The 16,459-nt window shown below is 60.0% G+C and carries 14 protein-coding genes and 1 pseudogene; 7 read left to right on the top strand and 8 right to left on the bottom strand.

All coding sequences use genetic code 11. The features are described from left to right. Nucleotides 1–598: 598 nt before the first annotated feature. Nucleotides 599–1,881 (bottom strand): annotated as a pseudogene (locus tag N2597_RS25990) (MFS transporter). Between the two features lie 197 nt (nucleotides 1,882–2,078). Further along, entirely contained in the window at nucleotides 2,079–2,534 is a 456-nt protein-coding gene (locus N2597_RS25985; RefSeq protein WP_040112066.1) for a MarR family winged helix-turn-helix transcriptional regulator, read from the bottom strand. A gap of 199 nt (nucleotides 2,535–2,733) precedes the next feature. Between N2597_RS25985 and N2597_RS25980 the strand changes: the two genes are divergently transcribed. Genes N2597_RS25980 through N2597_RS25960 form a run of 5 tightly spaced genes read left to right on the top strand, consistent with a single transcriptional unit; the run spans nucleotide 2,734 to nucleotide 7,502 of the window. Further along, nucleotides 2,734–3,303, top strand: coding sequence for a flavin reductase family protein (locus N2597_RS25980; RefSeq protein ID WP_040112067.1), 570 nt, complete (start codon nucleotides 2,734–2,736; stop codon nucleotides 3,301–3,303). 10 nt (nucleotides 3,304–3,313) lie between these two features. Then, the gene (locus N2597_RS25975) at nucleotides 3,314–4,546 is read left to right on the top strand and encodes an acyl-CoA dehydrogenase family protein (RefSeq protein ID WP_096769998.1); all 1,233 of its coding nucleotides are present in this window, start codon (nucleotides 3,314–3,316) and stop codon (nucleotides 4,544–4,546) included. Between the two features lie 43 nt (nucleotides 4,547–4,589). Then, nucleotides 4,590–5,570, top strand: coding sequence for a gamma-resorcylate decarboxylase (tsdA, locus tag N2597_RS25970; RefSeq protein ID WP_183602002.1), 981 nt, complete (start codon nucleotides 4,590–4,592; stop codon nucleotides 5,568–5,570). Nucleotide 5,571: 1 nt separating this feature from the next. Beyond that, entirely contained in the window at nucleotides 5,572–6,630 is a 1,059-nt protein-coding gene (locus tag N2597_RS25965; RefSeq protein ID WP_183602004.1) for a maleylacetate reductase, read from the top strand. Nucleotides 6,631–6,650: 20 nt separating this feature from the next. Continuing rightward, complete coding sequence (locus N2597_RS25960) at nucleotides 6,651–7,502, top strand: intradiol ring-cleavage dioxygenase (protein WP_106796459.1); 852 nt, start codon at nucleotides 6,651–6,653, stop codon at nucleotides 7,500–7,502. A 340-nt stretch (nucleotides 7,503–7,842) separates the two neighbouring features. On the opposite strand, the gene N2597_RS25955 is transcribed toward N2597_RS25960, so the two are convergent. The 6 genes from N2597_RS25955 to N2597_RS25930 all read right to left on the bottom strand — a co-directional run bounded on the left by N2597_RS25955 (nucleotide 7,843) and on the right by N2597_RS25930 (nucleotide 14,314). After that, nucleotides 7,843–8,589: a ribonuclease activity regulator RraA gene (locus N2597_RS25955; protein ID WP_183602006.1), complete on the bottom strand. Its 747-nt coding sequence runs from the start codon at nucleotides 8,587–8,589 to the stop codon at nucleotides 7,843–7,845. Nucleotides 8,590–8,610: 21 nt separating this feature from the next. Continuing rightward, nucleotides 8,611–9,774, bottom strand: a complete 1,164-nt coding sequence (locus N2597_RS25950; protein ID WP_183602008.1) for a mandelate racemase/muconate lactonizing enzyme family protein — start codon at nucleotides 9,772–9,774, stop codon at nucleotides 8,611–8,613. Nucleotides 9,775–9,807: 33 nt separating this feature from the next. Next, complete coding sequence (locus N2597_RS25945) at nucleotides 9,808–10,905, bottom strand: ABC transporter ATP-binding protein (RefSeq protein ID WP_040112522.1); 1,098 nt, start codon at nucleotides 10,903–10,905, stop codon at nucleotides 9,808–9,810. Nucleotides 10,906–10,915: 10 nt separating this feature from the next. Then, entirely contained in the window at nucleotides 10,916–11,806 is an 891-nt protein-coding gene (locus tag N2597_RS25940; protein ID WP_040112074.1) for a carbohydrate ABC transporter permease, read from the bottom strand. Beyond that, a complete protein-coding gene (locus tag N2597_RS25935; protein ID WP_077989820.1) occupies nucleotides 11,803–12,762 on the bottom strand; it encodes a carbohydrate ABC transporter permease in 960 nt (319 codons plus the stop codon). The genes N2597_RS25940 and N2597_RS25935 overlap by 4 nt, the downstream gene beginning before the upstream one ends. A gap of 73 nt (nucleotides 12,763–12,835) precedes the next feature. Then, on the bottom strand, nucleotides 12,836–14,314 hold the full coding sequence (locus N2597_RS25930; RefSeq protein ID WP_040112075.1) for an ABC transporter substrate-binding protein: 1,479 nt from the start codon (nucleotides 14,312–14,314) through the stop codon (nucleotides 12,836–12,838). A 204-nt stretch (nucleotides 14,315–14,518) separates the two neighbouring features. Here N2597_RS25930 and N2597_RS25925 point away from each other — a divergent pair, with 204 nt between their 5' ends. Both N2597_RS25925 and N2597_RS25920 read left to right on the top strand, forming a co-directional pair. Next, on the top strand, nucleotides 14,519–15,229 hold the full coding sequence (locus tag N2597_RS25925) for a GntR family transcriptional regulator (RefSeq protein ID WP_096762524.1): 711 nt from the start codon (nucleotides 14,519–14,521) through the stop codon (nucleotides 15,227–15,229). Between the two features lie 51 nt (nucleotides 15,230–15,280). Beyond that, entirely contained in the window at nucleotides 15,281–16,447 is a 1,167-nt protein-coding gene (locus tag N2597_RS25920; protein ID WP_077989819.1) for a mandelate racemase/muconate lactonizing enzyme family protein, read from the top strand. Nucleotides 16,448–16,459: the final 12 nt, after the last annotated feature.

Below are 16,459 nucleotides of genomic sequence, written 5' to 3'. Positions count from 1 at the left end.
AAACCGACCTCTGCTAGACAGAACCGACATTCATTGCAGCGATCAGCTGGGCTGCGATGTGGCGAAAACTGTGAAATTGATGGTTCCTGGGGGATGGCGAAACGCAGCAGACCAGCCAGCTGCGACGGCAAATTTCCATCCGGAGCGAGCTGAACCGGATGAATGCCAAGCCAAATGCGCAGAAGGAACTTGCTTGGCCTTTTTTATCCGTGTCCGGGGCATTGACGTCGTGTACAACGCCAGCCGTGAGACCGAAATGCAGGGGGCTGTAAGCTCGCCGCGACAAGCCGATCTGGCGAGGCTGGGTCACCATGGCGGGCCGCGGCGGATTGCTCAAAAGAGGAGCATCAGTTCTCGGTTTACGGAAACCGCCGCCTTTAGCCGAGCCGCTCGGATTTTTTCCTTCAGTTCTAAAATAACGACGCGCAACTACATCCTACAGGGACAAGGGTCGTCATAAGGCGCGTCTTTAGAGCTGCGGAAAAAAAGCCTCGGTCATTTGAGCCGAGGTCCGACGGTTGACCATTCCTGGAAACTCGAGCTCCCATGAAAAAATGCCGGCAGGTTTTTTGACATCGAGACCTGCCGGCGACCCGTCTTAATGGGCCTTGCTTGAGTAGAGCAGAGTGGCGGCTGCAAGAACGCAACCTACTGCGCCGACCGCCGCGAAGATGTAGAAGTTCCATTGCGGGGCGAGACCGGCGCCAAGCACGGCGCCGCCGATGGCTGGGCCGATCATGCCGCCGATACGGCCGATGCCAAGCGAGAAGCCAAGGCCCGTGCCGCGGATTTCGACCGGATAGAGACTGCCGACGAGAACATTGGCAAGAATCTGTGTGCCGATGGTGCCGGTTCCAGCGAGCGCCACGAGTCCATAGACCTGCAAGCCCTCATCGACTTGCGTCAGCAGCCAGATGGCGCAGGCACCGAGCGCGAACATGCCGGCGACGACCAACTTGACATTGCCTCGGTCAGCGATCCTAGCGCCGATCAACAGCCCGATCGCCGCGCCAAGATTGAGCGTCACCGAGAACAGCAGCGCAGAGCCAAGGTCGTAGCCCATCTTGTTCATGATGGTCGGAAGCCAATTGACCATGCCGAAGGTCAGCAGAAGCGAACAGAAGTGGATGCCCCAGGCATTCAGCGTCGGCAGAAGACGACCCTCGGAAAACAGCGACTTTACGCCGGCCTGGCGGTCCGCTGCAGGGCGGGGGTCGGGCGGGGCAGGCCGAATTGGGTAGCGATCTCGTTGGCTTCGGCCTGACGGTCCTTGCTTGCCAGCCATTCGGGCGATTCAGGGATGAGGCGCAGGAAGAGCGGCAGGAGCAGGATCGGCGCGCCGCCGATGATCATCAGTGGCCGCCAACCATAGGTCTGAACCAGCAGGATACCGAGAATGCCGGACAGGATACCGCCGATCAGATAGCCGAGGAGCGTGATCGAATAGGCCATGGCCTTCCGTTTCGGCGGAGAGAATTCAATGATCAGCGCGGTGACGGTCGGGAACAGTGCGCCGAGACCCAGACCGGCGAGAAAGCGCGTGCCCTCGAAGGCGAGGAAGCTCGGCGCGAAGCCGCTGCCAATCATCATGACGGAAAAGCTCAGCAAGCTGCCGATGATGACCTTGCGACGACCGATCCGGTCGGCGAGCGTTCCGGCGACAAGCGCGCCGAGCAGCATGCCGAACAGGGTGATAGAGGCGGCGCGTCCGACCATGCCTGGTGTCAGCGCCCAGCTCGCCTCTCTGAGCAGTGCTGGCGCGACTGCGCCATAGACAATCAAGTCGTAGCCATCGAAGAGGATCAACAGGCCGCAAAGGGCGACGATCATGTTCGAGCTGCGCACGCTTTCCTTGACGATAGCAATATCTTGTATGGCCATTGGTTCCTCCCCATACTTCCGAGTACAGGAAGTACGCTCCGCCTGCGGCAAGTTGGCGTCAATCCGTGTACAAATCCTCCAGGATCGTTGCCGGCATGGTTCCTCCCAGCGCCGAACCTCGCCCCTCCACGGACGATGTCAAAGCAACGACTAGGCGCTATTAAATACTTGCGAATAAAATATTTGCAACTGCAAACTTACCGCTCCGCACTTTTTCCTTTGGTCGAGATGGCGGGCAGGTTGCTGTGCATCCGGCGTAGCGCCTTCTTCAGCGCTTCGATCTCCTCGTCGGACATGTCCTGAACGGCGGTTCGTTCCAACTCCACCGCCAGCGGCATGAGTTGTTGGGTCAGCGCCTCGCCCTGCGGGGTAAGCCGCACGATCACTATACGGCCATTGTCTTCCGGCCGCGTCCGGGACACGAGCTTGCGTTTCGCCAGAGTGCCGACGAGGCGCGACAGCGTCGAGATCTCAACCGAGACGACGTCGGCAAGGTCGCCCAGCGTACTCTCGTTTCGCTCCTTGAGCATGGCCAGAACCCGATACATGGCGACGGTGAGGTCATGTTCGGAAATTCTCTGCGCGAACACTTCGGCAATTCGAACGCCGGCGCGGTTGAGAAGGTATGGAACGGAATCGGTAAGTTTATACATGTGCCTGATCTGCCGGTGGGATTCCGCCTGCTTTGTTCAGTCTTCGACATGCACGCAATTGACCGCGATGACAACACGGTCGTCTTTTCACGGCGCTGAAAACCGGACCATACCCCGTATTTTTTCCAACCCGAATAAATTTGCGTTGACAATAGTTGCAAATGCAATAATTTATGCCCAGGAGACACGGGAGGAAATCATGTCTGCCACAGCTTCCATCGGCGTCGTGCCGACAGCCGCCCCAAAATCCGCGGTCACGTTGGCACACCCAATGATCAGCGATGCGTTCCGCTCCATCATGCGCAGATTTCCCGCCACGGTTACGGTGATTTCAGCGTGTCGCAACGGCGCCGACCACGGAATGACGGCCACCGCCGTGACGTCGCTTTCGATGGAGCCGCCTTCACTGGTCATCTGTCTCAACAATCGCACCTACCTGCACGACATGCTGCTCGAGGCCCCGGAATTTGCCGTCAACGTGCTGACCGACCGCCAGGTGGCGGTTTCCGAAGGGTTCAGCGGCAAGGTTGCGCCGGAGCTTCGCTTCGACTCGAGCGAATGGGTGCGCCATGGACGCGGCATGATGGTGCTTGAAACTGCCCATGCTTCGGTCGTTTGCCGCCGCATGGGCGCCGTTCCCTATGGCACCCACACGATTTTCATCGGTCAGGTAATCGACACCCGCCTTTCAGAGGCGACCGTGCCGCTGATGTACGAGAACGCCAGTTATTGCGCGCCGCGGCACGCGCTTTCCACATCCCAGAGCTAAAGGGTAACCCATGACCAATACAGCAGGCCTGTTCCCCGCGCCGGTGCGGGCAGAAAAAGCATGTCTTGCAGACCGTATCGCCCCGGTTCTCGAAGAGATTCGCGCCAGTGCGCGCGAAACGGAAAGGGCGGGCAGGGTGCCCACGCGCAATATCGACCTGCTCCGCGGCGTCGGGTATTTCGACATTGTCAAGCCTGCACGCTTTGGTGGCGAGCAGGGTTCTTTCGCAGAACTGGTCGCTGCCAATATTGAACTATCGGCGGCCTGTGCGTCTACCGGCTGGGTCGCAGGCCTCTTGTCGGCTCATCAGTGGCTTCTGGCGATGTTCCGCGAACGGGTCCAGGAGGACGTGTGGAACGCCAATCCCGATGCGCTGCTGTGCGGCTCCTATGCGCCGGTGCGCATGGCCGAAAGGGTCAAAGACGGATTTCGCCTGTCCGGTGACTGGGCGTTCGCAAGTGGTTGCGAGAATGCCCAGTGGGCGCTTTGTGCGGCGATCCTTCCGCCGCACAGTGAAGGTGAGCGGCCGGTTCCGGCCTTCCTCCTTGTCCCTGCCACCGATTACGCGATAGCAGAGACCTGGGACGTGGTCGGGCTTGGCGGCACTGGCTCGAAAAGCCTGACCCTCAACGACGTCTTCGTTCCCGAATACCGCACCCTGACCTTCCCGGACGCCACAACGGGCCGTACGCCTGGCGGTAGGTTTTACAAGGGAATTGGACTGTTCAACATCCCGCTTCTGATGGGTGTCCCGTTCTGCCTCGCCAGCACGGCGGTCGGTGCTGCAAAGGGCGCGCTGTCGAGCTATCTCGACCACATGGGCAGCCGCGTGACGCGCGGCGCTGTCGCTGGCGGCAACAACAAGATCGCCGAGTTTCCGACGATCCAGCTCCGCGTCGCCGAGGCAGCCGCCTCGATCGATGCGGCGCGCGAGATCATGCTGCGCGACATCGCCCGCGCCCAGGACCTCGCTCAGCGACGCGAAGACGGCACGGTTGAAATCACCGATGACGACCGGCTTCTTGCGCGCCGCACGCAATCATTCGGCGTAGGCCTCGCGCTGCGTGCGGTCGAGGCCATGAACGCTTCAACGGGCGGGCTCGGTCTGCAGATGTCAAATCCCGTGCAGCGAGCATGGCGGGATGCGAACGCCGTCGGACGCCACATCTCCATGAACTGGGACGCCGTAGGCACGATGGTCGGCCAGCAGCTCCTCGGGCTTCCACCCAAGGGCCAATACTGACCGCTGCATAAACACCGATTTAGCGAGAGAAAGAGAGCATATCGTGCAAGGTAAGATCGCACTTGAAGAACATTTCGCCATTCCCGACACGTTGCAGGATTCGGCAGGCTTCGTGCCGGGCGACTACTGGACCGAACTGTCTGCCCGCCTTCTGGATATTCAGGACAAACGTCTGAAGCTGATGGACAACTACGGGATCGAGAAGATGATCCTGTCCCTGAACGCGCCGGCCGTCCAGGCCATTCCTGATAAAGCGCATGCAATTGACATCGCTCGCCGCGCGAACGATTTCCTGGCGGAACAATGCGCGAAGAACCCAAACCGCTTCCTCGGATTTGCAGCTCTGCCGCTGCAGGATCCGGAGGCAGCGGCAGAGGAATTGCGGCGCTGCGTCACGACAATGGGTTTTGTCGGCGCACTGGTGAACGGCTTCTCGCAGGAAGGAGATGGACAGACGCCGCTGTATTACGACCTGCCGCAATATCGGCCGTTCTGGGCAGAGGTCGCGAAGCTCGATGTTCCCTTCTACCTGCACCCGCGCAATCCGCTGCCGCAGGACAGCCGCATTTATGCCGGTCATTCCTGGTTGATGGGGCCTACCTGGGCCTTCGCGCAGGAGACGGCAGTCCATGCCCTGCGCCTGATGGGTTCGGGTCTGTTCGACGAGCATCCGTCGCTGCGCATCATTGTCGGCCACATGGGCGAGGGGCTGCCTTACATGATGTGGCGCATCGACAACCGCAATGCCTGGGTAAAGGTCGAAAAGAGCTACCCCGCTAAACGGCGCATTGCCGACTATTTCAACGAGAACTTCTACATCACCACGTCAGGCAACTTCCGCACCCAGTCGCTGATCGACGCGATGCTGGAAATCAGTTCCGGCCGCATTCTGTTCTCGGCTGACTGGCCGTTCGAGAACATCGACCATGCGGCAGACTGGTTCGACGGCGCGACGATCGCGGAAGCGGACCGACTGAAGATCGGCCGTACCAACGCGATGTCACTGTTCAAGCTCGATCGATAGCATGGTCGCGCCCTTCACCTATGCCGTCAGTCCGGCCCGTATCGTTTTCGGGGCGGGCTCGGTCGGCCGGCTTGCCGAGATGGTCGAAGCCCAAGGCTGCAAGCGTGCCCTTGTCCTGTCGACCCGGCCGCAACAGCAGATGGCGAACGAGGTTGCCGGACGGCTCGGACCGCTCGCGGCTGGGGTTTTTGCCGAGGCGGCCATGCACACCCCGGTCGACGTGACCGAACGGGCAATAGCCGCTTATCAAGATACGAGCGCCGATTGCCTCATCGCCATCGGCGGCGGCTCGACGATCGGGCTCGGTAAGGCGATCGCCTATCGCAACGACGCGCCGCAGATCGTCATTGCGACCACCTATGCGGGTTCGGAAGTGACGCCGATCCTCGGCCAGACCGAGAATGGCGTAAAGACGACGGTCCGGCATCCGCGCATCCTGCCGGAAGTCGTGATCTACGATCCCGATCTGACGCTCGGCCTACCGGTCGCCATGAGTATCAGCAGCGGTCTCAATGCAATGGCGCATGCAGTCGAGGGACTTTATGCGCAGGACCGCAACCCGATCTCGTCCATGATGGCGATGGAGGGCATCCGCGCACTGAAGCAGTCGCTGCCAAAAATCCTGTTGCGGCCGAGTGACATCGATGCCCGCAGCCAGGCGCTCTACGGCTCCTGGCTGTGCGGAACGGTGCTTGGAGCTGTTGGAATGGCGCTGCATCACAAGCTCTGTCACACGCTGGGCGGCAGTTTTGACCTGCCGCACGCGGAAACCCACGCTGTCCTGCTGCCGCATTCTGCAGCCTACAATGCAAAGGCCGCCGCCGAGGCTCTGGCACCTGCGGCCGATCTGTTCGGCGGGCCAATAGGCGGCGGGTTGCATAAGTTCGCCGCGTCGCTCGGTGCGCCGCTCACGCTGAAGGATCTGGGGATGAAGGAGGCGGATCTCGACCGTGCGGCCGAACTCGCTACGCGGGCGCCTTACTGGAACCCGCGTCCGATCGAGCAGCAAGCGATCCGCGCCCTGTTGCAAGCTGCCTGGGAAGGTGCGCGGCCGCAATGACCTGTTTGGAGGAAACTGCCATGTCCGGATATTTCAGCGAGGAGAAATCCGTTGAAACCGTCAATGCGAGGATGGGGAAGGACATCAACCCGCGTCTCGCGGAAGTCATGGCGTCGTTGGTCAAGCACCTCCACGCCTTTGCCAGGGATGTCGCCCTCTCCCAGGCCGAGTGGGAACTGGCGATCGCCTTCCTCACCCGTACCGGCCATCTGTGCCATGACGAGCGGCAGGAATTCATCCTGCTCAGCGATACGCTCGGCTTCTCCATGCTCGTGGATGCGATCAACAACCGTCGCCCGCCGGGCGCGACAGAAAACACCGTATTCGGGCCGTTTCACGTCGAAGGCGCGCCGATCCGGCAGATGGGCGACAATATCTCCCTCGACGGAAAGGGCGAGAGCTGCCTATTTAATGGCCGCGTGCTCGACCTCGAGGGACGGCCGATAAAGGGTGCTCGCATCGACGTCTGGTCCGACAATGCCGACGGCTTTTATGATGTGCAGCAGCCCGACACCCAGCCGAAATGGAACAATCGCGGCATCTTCATCACCGGCCCGGACGGCGTCTACAGCTTCGTCGGCATCAAGCCGGTCTCCTATCCGATCCCGGACGATGGCCCCGTCGGCCAGATGCTGAAAGCGCTCGGCCGACATCCATACCGGCCTGCCCATACCCACTATCTGGTCACCGCCGAAGGTTACCAGAAGCTCGTCACCCACACCTTTGTCGGCGATGATAACTATCTAGGTTCAGATACGGTATTCGGGGTTAAGTCGAGCCTCGTGGCGCCGTTCGAAAGGATCGAAGACGGCCAGACGATTTGGCGTTCAGATTTCGATTTCATTCTGACGCCAGTGGATCGGACACGATGAGTATTTTGAGGCGCGCAATTAATCGCGGAAGGGACGGATTGCTTTTTACACTGCCCATCCTCGCTTGAGCGGGGTATCGTCCTCAAAAGGCAAAAATCCCAACCGGCACGTGGTGTGACTTGCACGAAAATCGAGCTATGCCGCAGGCGGTACACAGAACAGAGCCTGTCGGCGGCGAAAACCTGTGCGATCGCCATGTTCAGGGGCGGCGCGTGCGGAAGTCAGTCCGGGGCCGGTGGCGACAATCGATACCGGATCCGTCTGCAGAGTAGAAATCGGGCGATTTAGGAATGCGCGCTGGCAGGCTGAGTTGCGACTCAATCCAAAATAAATTCATTGGCTAAGTTGTTCCCAGGCGGTTTGTTTTGCGCCACTCTTCGTACTCTCCGCGGGCATCGTCATGCAGCGGATAGTAGCGCTGCAACGACCCGCCCGCCATCAGCTTCACTCGCGAGAATTCCTCCCAATCATGATGCTTCTGCGATTCTTCGACTACCTCGGGGGCCATTGCGACGGGAAGCACCACCACCCCATCATCGTCGGCGACGATGATGTCTCCGGGGATTACCATGACACCGCCGCAGGCAATCGGAACGTTGACGGCGTTGGGATAGATGCCAGTCTGCACATGATAGTTGGGCGTCCAGCCGCGCAGCCATAAAGGCAGATCCAGCTTCTCGACATTGGGCCGGTCGCGCATGCACCCATCAATCACGATCCCAGCGCCGCCTCGGCCCTTGAAATAGGTCGACATCATATCACCGAAGACGCCCGAACTCATGTCGGCGCGCGCGTCGACCACGACCACATCGCCCTCCTGCACGTGATAAAGCACATGGCGGTGCAGCTGCGTCTCCGGATCGGCATATTCTCCCTCGGTGAAGAGGTCCGGCCGCTGCGGCAAGAATTGAAGCGTCAGGGCCGGCCCGACGATCGACTTTCCGCGATTCTGCGACACCGGACCGACCATGTGCGGATTGCGGAAGCCCATGTGGCCAAGCGTGCCGGAAACCGTCGCGGCGCCGATCTCCTTCAGTGCGTCGATCAGCTCTTTGGACGGTCGCGTAATGTCGGGCGTATGGGTCATTTTAGGCTCCGGTGGATGAAACTACCAGTTTGTGACAGAACCGTCGCGGCGCTTCAGGTGAGGCGCTTCCCAGAAACGAAAGCTCTCCGCCTTGACCGCCTCTTCGTTGACCTCGACGCCAAGCCCCGGCTGATCGCTGACCGGGTAGTCGGGGCCGTCGAGCCGTGGTTGCACGGGGAAGAAGTCGGAATTATCGAAGCCCAGCTTTGCCTCTGGCGCTCTGGTCTCGAGCCAGGCGAAATTCGGCACAGCGGCGGCGAGATGGATAGTCGCGGCCGTGCAGACTGGGCCCAGCGGATTGTGCGGCATCAGGTCCACATAGTGCGCCTCGCTCCAACCAGCGACCTTCATCGCTTCGGTGAGCCCGCCAACATTGCAGACATCGAGCCGGTTGAACTGATGGATGCCGCGCTCGATGTAGGGCAGGAATTGCCATTTGCTGGCAAATTCCTCACCGATGGCGAACGGGATGTCGGTCATCGTGCGTAGGGATTCGTAGGCCTCGGGTGTCTCGTCCCGTATCGGCTCCTCAAGGAAATCAAGCACGCCGCGGCCGAGCTTGTTGCAGAAGCTCGCCGCCTCTGCCACCGAGAGCCGATGATGATAGTCGATGCCGAGGACGACGTCGTCGCCCAGCGCCTCGCGCGCCTTGTTCAGCATCGTCGCGGTCGCGCCGATCGACTCGCGCGGCTCAAAAATGTCCTTGCTGTTTTGCCCGATGGGGAAGAAGCGGATCGCCTGCCATCCTTGTGCACGTAGTTCGCGGGCGCGTTCGATGGCTACTTCGCCCTCGGCCTCGTCGCCGGTCGAGGCGAAGGTGGGAATGAGGTCGCGCTGCTTGCCGCCCAAGAGTTCGTAAGCCGGCACCCCCAGCGCCTTGCCCTTGATGTCGTGAAGGGCAATGTCGATGGCAGAAATCGCCGCCTGCAGAACCCGCCCGCCTTCGAAGTATTGGCTGCGATAGATTTCCTGCCAGATCCGACCGATCTGCATCGGGTCGCGGCCGATGAGAAACTCGCGATAATGCTCAATCGCGCCGGCCACGGCCTTTTCGCGACCGCTCAGGCCGCTCTCGCCCCAGCCGAAGACGCCGGTGTCGGTCTCGATCTTGACCAGCATCTGGTTGCGCGTTCCTACCCATACCGGATAGGGCTTGATCGCCGTGATCTTAAGCTTCGTAGTCATCCAGGCCCTCGTTTCACACGCATCCGCTTGGCCTCAGTGGGCTTTGAGGGCCATTTCTGTTTCGCCGTCGAACAAATGCATCCGCTCCTGATCGAATTCGAGCCAGATCCGTTCGTCGGGCGCGACGGCAATGGTCGGCGGCACGCTAACATTGACGATTGCGCCGGACAGAAACGCCTGTACGAAGGTGACGTCTCCGGTCGGCTCCACCGTATAGGCCCTGGCAGGGACGCTTCCAGGCGTCGCGCTCTTGTGCAGCTTGATCGTCGAGTGACGGGCGCCGAGCACGATTCTCTTGCTTCTTGCCCTCGCGACCTTTTGGGCGTTGGTTGGCGAGAGGTCGAGGCGCCAGCCCTCCGCGCTCGTCAAGACAGTGTTGCCGCTTGCCGTTGATGCCTCCAGCGGAACAAGGCTCATCGCCGGGCTGCCGACGAAGCTCGCGACGAACATGTTCACCGGATGGGCAAAGACCTGCGCCGGGGAATCATATTGCTGCAGGTAGCCGCCGTTCATCACCGCCATCCTGTCGGCCATGGTCACGGCTTCGAGCTGGTCGTGCGTCACGTAGATGATCGTCGCCTTGAGGTCCTGGTGGAAACGCTTGATCTCCGACCGCATTTGCACGCGCAGCTTAGCGTCGAGATTGGAGAGTGGTTCATCCATCAGGAATACCGCCGGATCGCGAACCAGGGCACGGCCCAGCGCCACCCGCTGCTGTTGCCCGCCCGAAAGTTCGCGTGGCTTGCGCTCGAGCAATTGCGTCATGTCGAGCACCCGCGCCGCTTCCTTGACCTTCTTGTCGATCTCGTCTCTCGGCAGTTTGCGCATCTGTAGCGGGAAGGCCAGATTTTTGTAGACCGATTTCTGCGGATAGAGCGCATAGTTCTGGAACACCATCGCGATATCCCGGTCCTTGGGGTCGAGGTCGTTGACCACCCGGTCACCGATGACGATGTCGCCAGATGTGATGGGGATGAGCCCCGCCACAAGGTTGAGCGTGGTCGTCTTGCCGCAGCCGGAAGGGCCGACGAGCGCTACGAATTCGCCGTCGTTGACCGTCAGCGAAACATTGTTGACAGCTTTGAAGCTGCCATAGGTCTTGACCAGATTTTTGAGGACCACGTGGGCCACCGGCAACTCCCTAGTGCTTGACTGCGCCTTCCGTGAGGGCGCGTACGAAGTATCGTTGCAGGACGAGGAACAGGACCACGACCGGCACGCTCATCATGAAGCTGGCCGCCATCAGGCCCGGAAAGTCCGTCGTATTTTCTGAGAAGAAGCGCTGGATGCCGACCGGCAGTGTCAACTGGTCGTTTTTGGAGAGGAAGGTGTAGGCGTAGATGTACTCGTTCCACGCGCCGATGAAGGAATAGATCGCCGTGGCGATGATGCCCGGCGCCGAAAGCGGCATGACGATCAGGAGAAAGGCCTGGAACCGCGTTGCCCCGTCGATGCGCGCGGCCTGCTCGAGTTGCACCGGGATGTTGTCGTAGAATCCCTTAAGGAGCCAGATTGCCAGCGGCAGGCCGAATGTGAGGTAGGTGAGGACGAGCGACCCATGCGTGTTCACCAGCCCGATTGCGCGCATCAGGATGAAGAGCGGCACAAGAAAGATCACTGCCGGGAACATGTTCCGAAGCAAGACGGCGAAGAACAGAAAGTTGCGCCCCGGGAAGGTGAAACGCGAAAACGCGTAGGCCGCGGGAACTGCTACGATCACCGAAAGGATGGTCGTGGCGGTGGAGACGAAAAGGCTGTTCCAGAAGAAGCGCAAGAAGTCCTGGCCGACGCTGTTTTGCGGATCGAGCAGTTTTTGGTAGCTGGCGAGGGTGGGCTGGTCCGGCCACCATTGCGGCGGGAATTGCATGGCCGCAAAGCCGGACTTGATCGAGGTGATCAGCATCCAGATCATTGGTAATGCGGTGTAAAGCAGCATGAACACCAGGAAAATTCGTCCGCCCCATCGCCATCCGTCGATGCGCATAGGGCGACGGGCGTGGGCACGATGAGCAGTCTCGGCATTCGTGCTCATTGGCTCTCGTCCTTCCGCTCGTTACCGTTCAGCGCACGGACGTAGAAGTAGCCGAGCGACATCAGGATCAGGAACAGCAGCACCGAATAGGCCGATGCCACCCCCCAGCGCTGGCGGCCGAAGGCGAGTTCGTAAATGTGGGTGATCCAGATATGTGATGCGTTCGAAGGCCCGCCGCCCGTCATGATCCATGGGATGATGAAAGAATTGAAGTTGGCTACTGCAAGCAGAAGGACCGTCACCGTCGACACGTTTCTCAGGTGCGGAAACGTTACGTGCCAGAACCGTTGCCATGCGTTGGCACCGTCGACCTTCGCGGCGCGCAGCAACTGGTCGGGTACCGTCTGCAGGCCGGCCATCATCATGATCATGGCAAACGGGAACTCCCGCCAAATATTGACGACGATCAGCGAGGGCAGCACTGTGCCGACACTGTCGATGAAATTCGGCGGCCTGTCTGCCCATCCGAGGCCGACCAGCACCGCGCCAACGATCCCAAAGTCGGAGTGGTAGATCCACTTCCAGATATAGGACGCGGCGACCGCGCTGATGACCCAGGGAATGATCAAGATGGCGCGCAGGATGCCTCGGCCGACAAATTCACGATGGAGAGCCAGGGCGCAGGCGTAGCCAAGGACAAATGCGATCAAAGTTGACGCCAGTGTCCAGATGAGAGTGTTCGAGGTGACCTTCCAGAACACCGGGCTTGTGAGAATTGCGGTGTAGTTGTCGAAGCCGACGAAGATCTTGTCCCGGAGCTGCAGGCCAGGCGGAGTATTAAAGAACGACAGCTCGATCGTGTAGTAGATCGGGTAGGCTATGACGATGAGCATCACGGCGAGCGCAGGCAGCACGTAAGCGTAGTCAGCGCGATGCTCCCACGTCTTTCGCAGGGCGCCGAGCCTATCGGGTTTTGGTCTTTGCCGAGGCTCGGCCTTGCCAGTCAAGATCGTCACTGTGCCGTGCCCTTATTCTTCGGAGAAAACCGGCTGCAATCGAGGCGCAGCCGGTCGGAGCGTCAGGCTTGGACTAGAGTCCGCCGTCCATCAGGTCTTCTACCTTCTTGGCTGCGTCGTCCGCCGCTTGGTCGACGGTCATGGCTCCGGTCAGGGCATTTTGCAGCATGTCCGGGATGATGATGTTCATGATCTCGGGGGACTGTGGCAGCGCCGGGAAGGGGATGCCGTATGGCAGCATCGAGGTCGTGACATCGAGGAACTTGATGCTGTCCAGACGTTCCTTCATCCATTTGGTCTTGAAGCCGTTAAGGTTCCCCGGGTTCGACCCGGCATAAGCCATCTTCAGCGACCATTCGGGGCTCGTCCACATGCAGATGATGGCTTTTGCAGCCGGCTCGTCTACCTTGCCGCCCTCAACATATTCGGGCTTCAGGATGTGAATGTTGGAGCCGCCGAACACGACGGCACGCTTGCCGTCCGGGCCGGTCGGAATGAGGCCGTAGCGCATGTTGTCGATCACCGTCTGCGCCTTGTCCTTGTCGGTATCCGTCGCCTTTTTCTGCAGATCGAGCATGACGTTGTAGTCGGACGGATGCGAGATCATCATGCCGAGCTGGCCAGCGAGGAACAGAGGCTGGTTGTCGGCCTGCTGGTTGGTGAGCGCCGAAACCGGAACCGACTTGTCGCGTACATACATATCATAGGAGGCTTGCAATGCCGCCTTGCTCTGCGGGCTATTGAGCTGAACCTCCTTATAGGTCGGGTTGGCAGTAGCTTCGTCGAAAACGCCGCCGCCATAGGCCCACAGCTGCGGCATGAAGCGGTATGGCGTATTTCCGGCATTCTTGCGAGCCACGAGGCCGTATCCAGCAATGCCGAGCTTGTCGTGGATCTGCTTGGAATACTTGACGACGTCGTCCCAGGTTGCCGGGGCCTTGTCCGGATCGAGGCCTGCACGCTTGAAGATGTCGGCATTCCAGATGAACGCCATCGTCTCGTTGTTAGTTGGAATGCCGTAGGTCTCCCCCTCCCAGCTTACAGCCTTCATTGCGCCGGGCCAGAAATCCTCGGCCGAATATCCTACGTCCTCGGGTTTGAGAGGCTGCAAATAGCCCTTCGCGGCGAACTCGGTACCACCCAGGATTTGCAGGCGAACCGCCATGGGCGCTGCATTGCCAAGGAGCGCGGTCCGGAACTTGTCCAGCAGGTCATTGTAGGTGAGGGCTTGTTCCTCAAGCTGGATGTTTGGATAGGTTTTGCGGAAGGTCTCGAAGAAGTCCTTGTAATACTGGCGCAGGAGGTCGGGGTCGCCCTCGAACACGCCCTGATACCAGAAAGTCAGTCGCCCCTTGTAGTCGAGCGGGGTGACCTTGGAGCAATCGGCCGCCGTGTCAAACTCCTGTGTCCCCGCAATGGAGCGCACATATTGCGGCGACCACTTGCTCAAGTCGACCGGCGCGCTGAGCGCAGACACGGACATCAACGATACCATCAAAGCAGTGGATACAGTGCCGCGTACCACGACACCGCCGAGCGAAAGACTCGTCATAGGTATTCTCCCAGGTTTCTCCCAAGCCGCTCTCAATCAAGGCGGTCTTGCTCCCAGGCCGTGGGATTCTCCCACTTAATGTATCCCTTCGACCTTATCATACGTTTTCACGTCAAAGATTGTCTGTCAACTGAAGAAATCGTACATTGTTTTGAGGGGATTTGCGTGATATCCCCAGGATATGTGTATGGATTGGGGACAGTCTTGGCTGAAACAAGTGAATTTAAAGCACAGCCCCCCGAGGGGATCGACGCTACCGGGGCCTCGAGCGAGGGCGCCTCTGTCTACCAGCTGATCAGGGACGACATCATCGAAGGGAGGCTCGCGGCCAACGAGCGGCTCGTCATCACCGATCTCGCCCGGCGCCACGGCACCTCGACCAACCCCGTGCGGGAGGCTTTGCAACTGTTGCGCGGCGAGGGCTTCGTCACCTTCGTTCCCAACCGCGGAGCGCGCGTCCGGCCCATCGATCAGGACTTTGTTCGGGATATCTACGAGATAGGAGTTTTGATCGAACCCTCACTGACGCGCTGGTTCGTGAATATGGCCACCGTCGAGGACATTGCTGAACTCGAACGCATCCAGGGCCTGATTGAAGAGAACGACTTCGCCGACACGTTCAGGCACAGCGAGCTGGACACCGCCTTCCACACCGTAATGTACCAAAGGCACTACAACCGCCACGCAGCCGAGCTTTGGTGGAAACATCGCGAAGTGCTTCGAGCCGTGAGCCGGCGTTTCAACTTCACGCTCGCCCGGCGTGCCGCGATCCTTAGCGAGCATCGCGAGCTCATCGCGCATGTCAAAGCCGGGAATGCTGACGAAGCAGGCGAACTCATTGCGCGCCATGTCGAGGGCTCCGGCAGGCACATCCTCGAACACATGCGTGCGCGTAATGCCGCCCGCGCAGGGTAGAATACCGGGCCTGGAATATCGTTTATCCCGACCACTTGAAGGGCAGTTGAGATGAAAATCACCAGCGTTCGGCCGTGGCTAATCAAGTCCGATGCTTCTTATTGGGGAGAGTTTCTGTTCGTCGAAGTGACGACTGACGAAGGGCTGAGCGGCTGGGGTGAGATCACGACCACGACAAGGCTCGCCAATCGCGCCCTCTGCACGATCCTGCGTCAGATCGGTGCCGCTTTGACAGGCGAGGACCCGGCTCGTATCGAGTATCTGTGGCACAAGATATTCCGCAGCTTCACCTATATGGGCAGTCGCGGCGCCGCAGTGGAATGCGTCAGCGCCGTCGACATAGCCCTGTGGGACATTCGAGGCAAAGTCCTTGGTAAGCCGATTTACGAGCTGTTGGGTGGGCCGGTACGCGATGAAATTTCGCTCTACACCCATCCCAACCAGGCCAAATTTACCAGCAATGAGGCTGTGGTCCGCGAGATTCGAGACATAGTCGATTCCGGCCACACTGCGCTCAAGTTCGATCCTTTCCCTTACCAGGGACGCACCGCCGATGGAATGCCGCGCGAACAGCGGGACGGCTACCTCGATGGCGGCATGACCCGCAAGGACGAGCGCGAAGCTGCCGAACTCACTTCTCTGATCCGTGAGACAGCGGGGTCTGATGTCGACATCCTCATTGATGCGCATGGCCGGTTCGACGTACCCACCGCCATTCGCCTTTGTCGGAGCCTTGAGGAAGCTGGTCAGATCGACTGGTTCGAGGAGCCTTGTCCACCGGAGAGCCTCAACGCTCTCAGACAGGTCCGCGAGAAGGTCACGGTCCCCATCTCGTGGGGCGAGCGCGGCCACACGAAGTGGGATTTCGTGCCGGTGCTGGAAAACAAGCTTGCCGACTACATCATGCCGGATGTCACCTGGACCGGCGGCATTACCGAACTCAAGAAGATTTCCGCCCTCTGCGAAGCCTACTACATCCCGGTCTCGCCGCATGACGCCGCAGGGCCGATCAACGTGGTTGCGGGTGCGCAGGTGATGATGACCGTTCCCAATTTCTACAAACTCGAAACGTCAGAGTGGAACCTCGGCAAATACGATCACCTCATCGACAGGCCACTCGATGTTTCGAACGGCAGCCTAAAGCTTTCGGCAAAGCCTGGTCTCGGGGTCGAGATGAACCGCGACTACCTTGAAAGCCACGAGATAGAGCTGGACTAGCAACACTCCATG

The sequence above is a fragment of the Rhizobium sophoriradicis genome (genome assembly GCF_025200795.1).
Classification (GTDB): domain Bacteria; phylum Pseudomonadota; class Alphaproteobacteria; order Rhizobiales; family Rhizobiaceae; genus Rhizobium; species Rhizobium sophoriradicis.
Note: the sequence above shows the minus strand (reverse complement) of the source record. Positions and strands in the feature narration are given on the sequence as shown.

Coding starts and splice junctions, on each gene's coding strand:
- N2597_RS25940 (WP_040112074.1), bottom strand. CDS start 11,806: ATGAGCACGAATGCCGAGACTGCTCATCGTGCCCACGCCCGTCGCCCT.
- N2597_RS25950 (WP_183602008.1), bottom strand. CDS start 9,774: ATGACTACGAAGCTTAAGATCACGGCGATCAAGCCCTATCCGGTATGG.
- N2597_RS25985 (WP_040112066.1), bottom strand. CDS start 2,534: ATGTATAAACTTACCGATTCCGTTCCATACCTTCTCAACCGCGCCGGC.
- N2597_RS25960 (WP_106796459.1), top strand. CDS start 6,651: ATGTCCGGATATTTCAGCGAGGAGAAATCCGTTGAAACCGTCAATGCG.
- N2597_RS25965 (WP_183602004.1), top strand. CDS start 5,572: ATGGTCGCGCCCTTCACCTATGCCGTCAGTCCGGCCCGTATCGTTTTC.
- N2597_RS25920 (WP_077989819.1), top strand. CDS start 15,281: ATGAAAATCACCAGCGTTCGGCCGTGGCTAATCAAGTCCGATGCTTCT.
- N2597_RS25955 (WP_183602006.1), bottom strand. CDS start 8,589: ATGACCCATACGCCCGACATTACGCGACCGTCCAAAGAGCTGATCGAC.
- N2597_RS25930 (WP_040112075.1), bottom strand. CDS start 14,314: ATGACGAGTCTTTCGCTCGGCGGTGTCGTGGTACGCGGCACTGTATCC.
- N2597_RS25980 (WP_040112067.1), top strand. CDS start 2,734: ATGTCTGCCACAGCTTCCATCGGCGTCGTGCCGACAGCCGCCCCAAAA.
- N2597_RS25975 (WP_096769998.1), top strand. CDS start 3,314: ATGACCAATACAGCAGGCCTGTTCCCCGCGCCGGTGCGGGCAGAAAAA.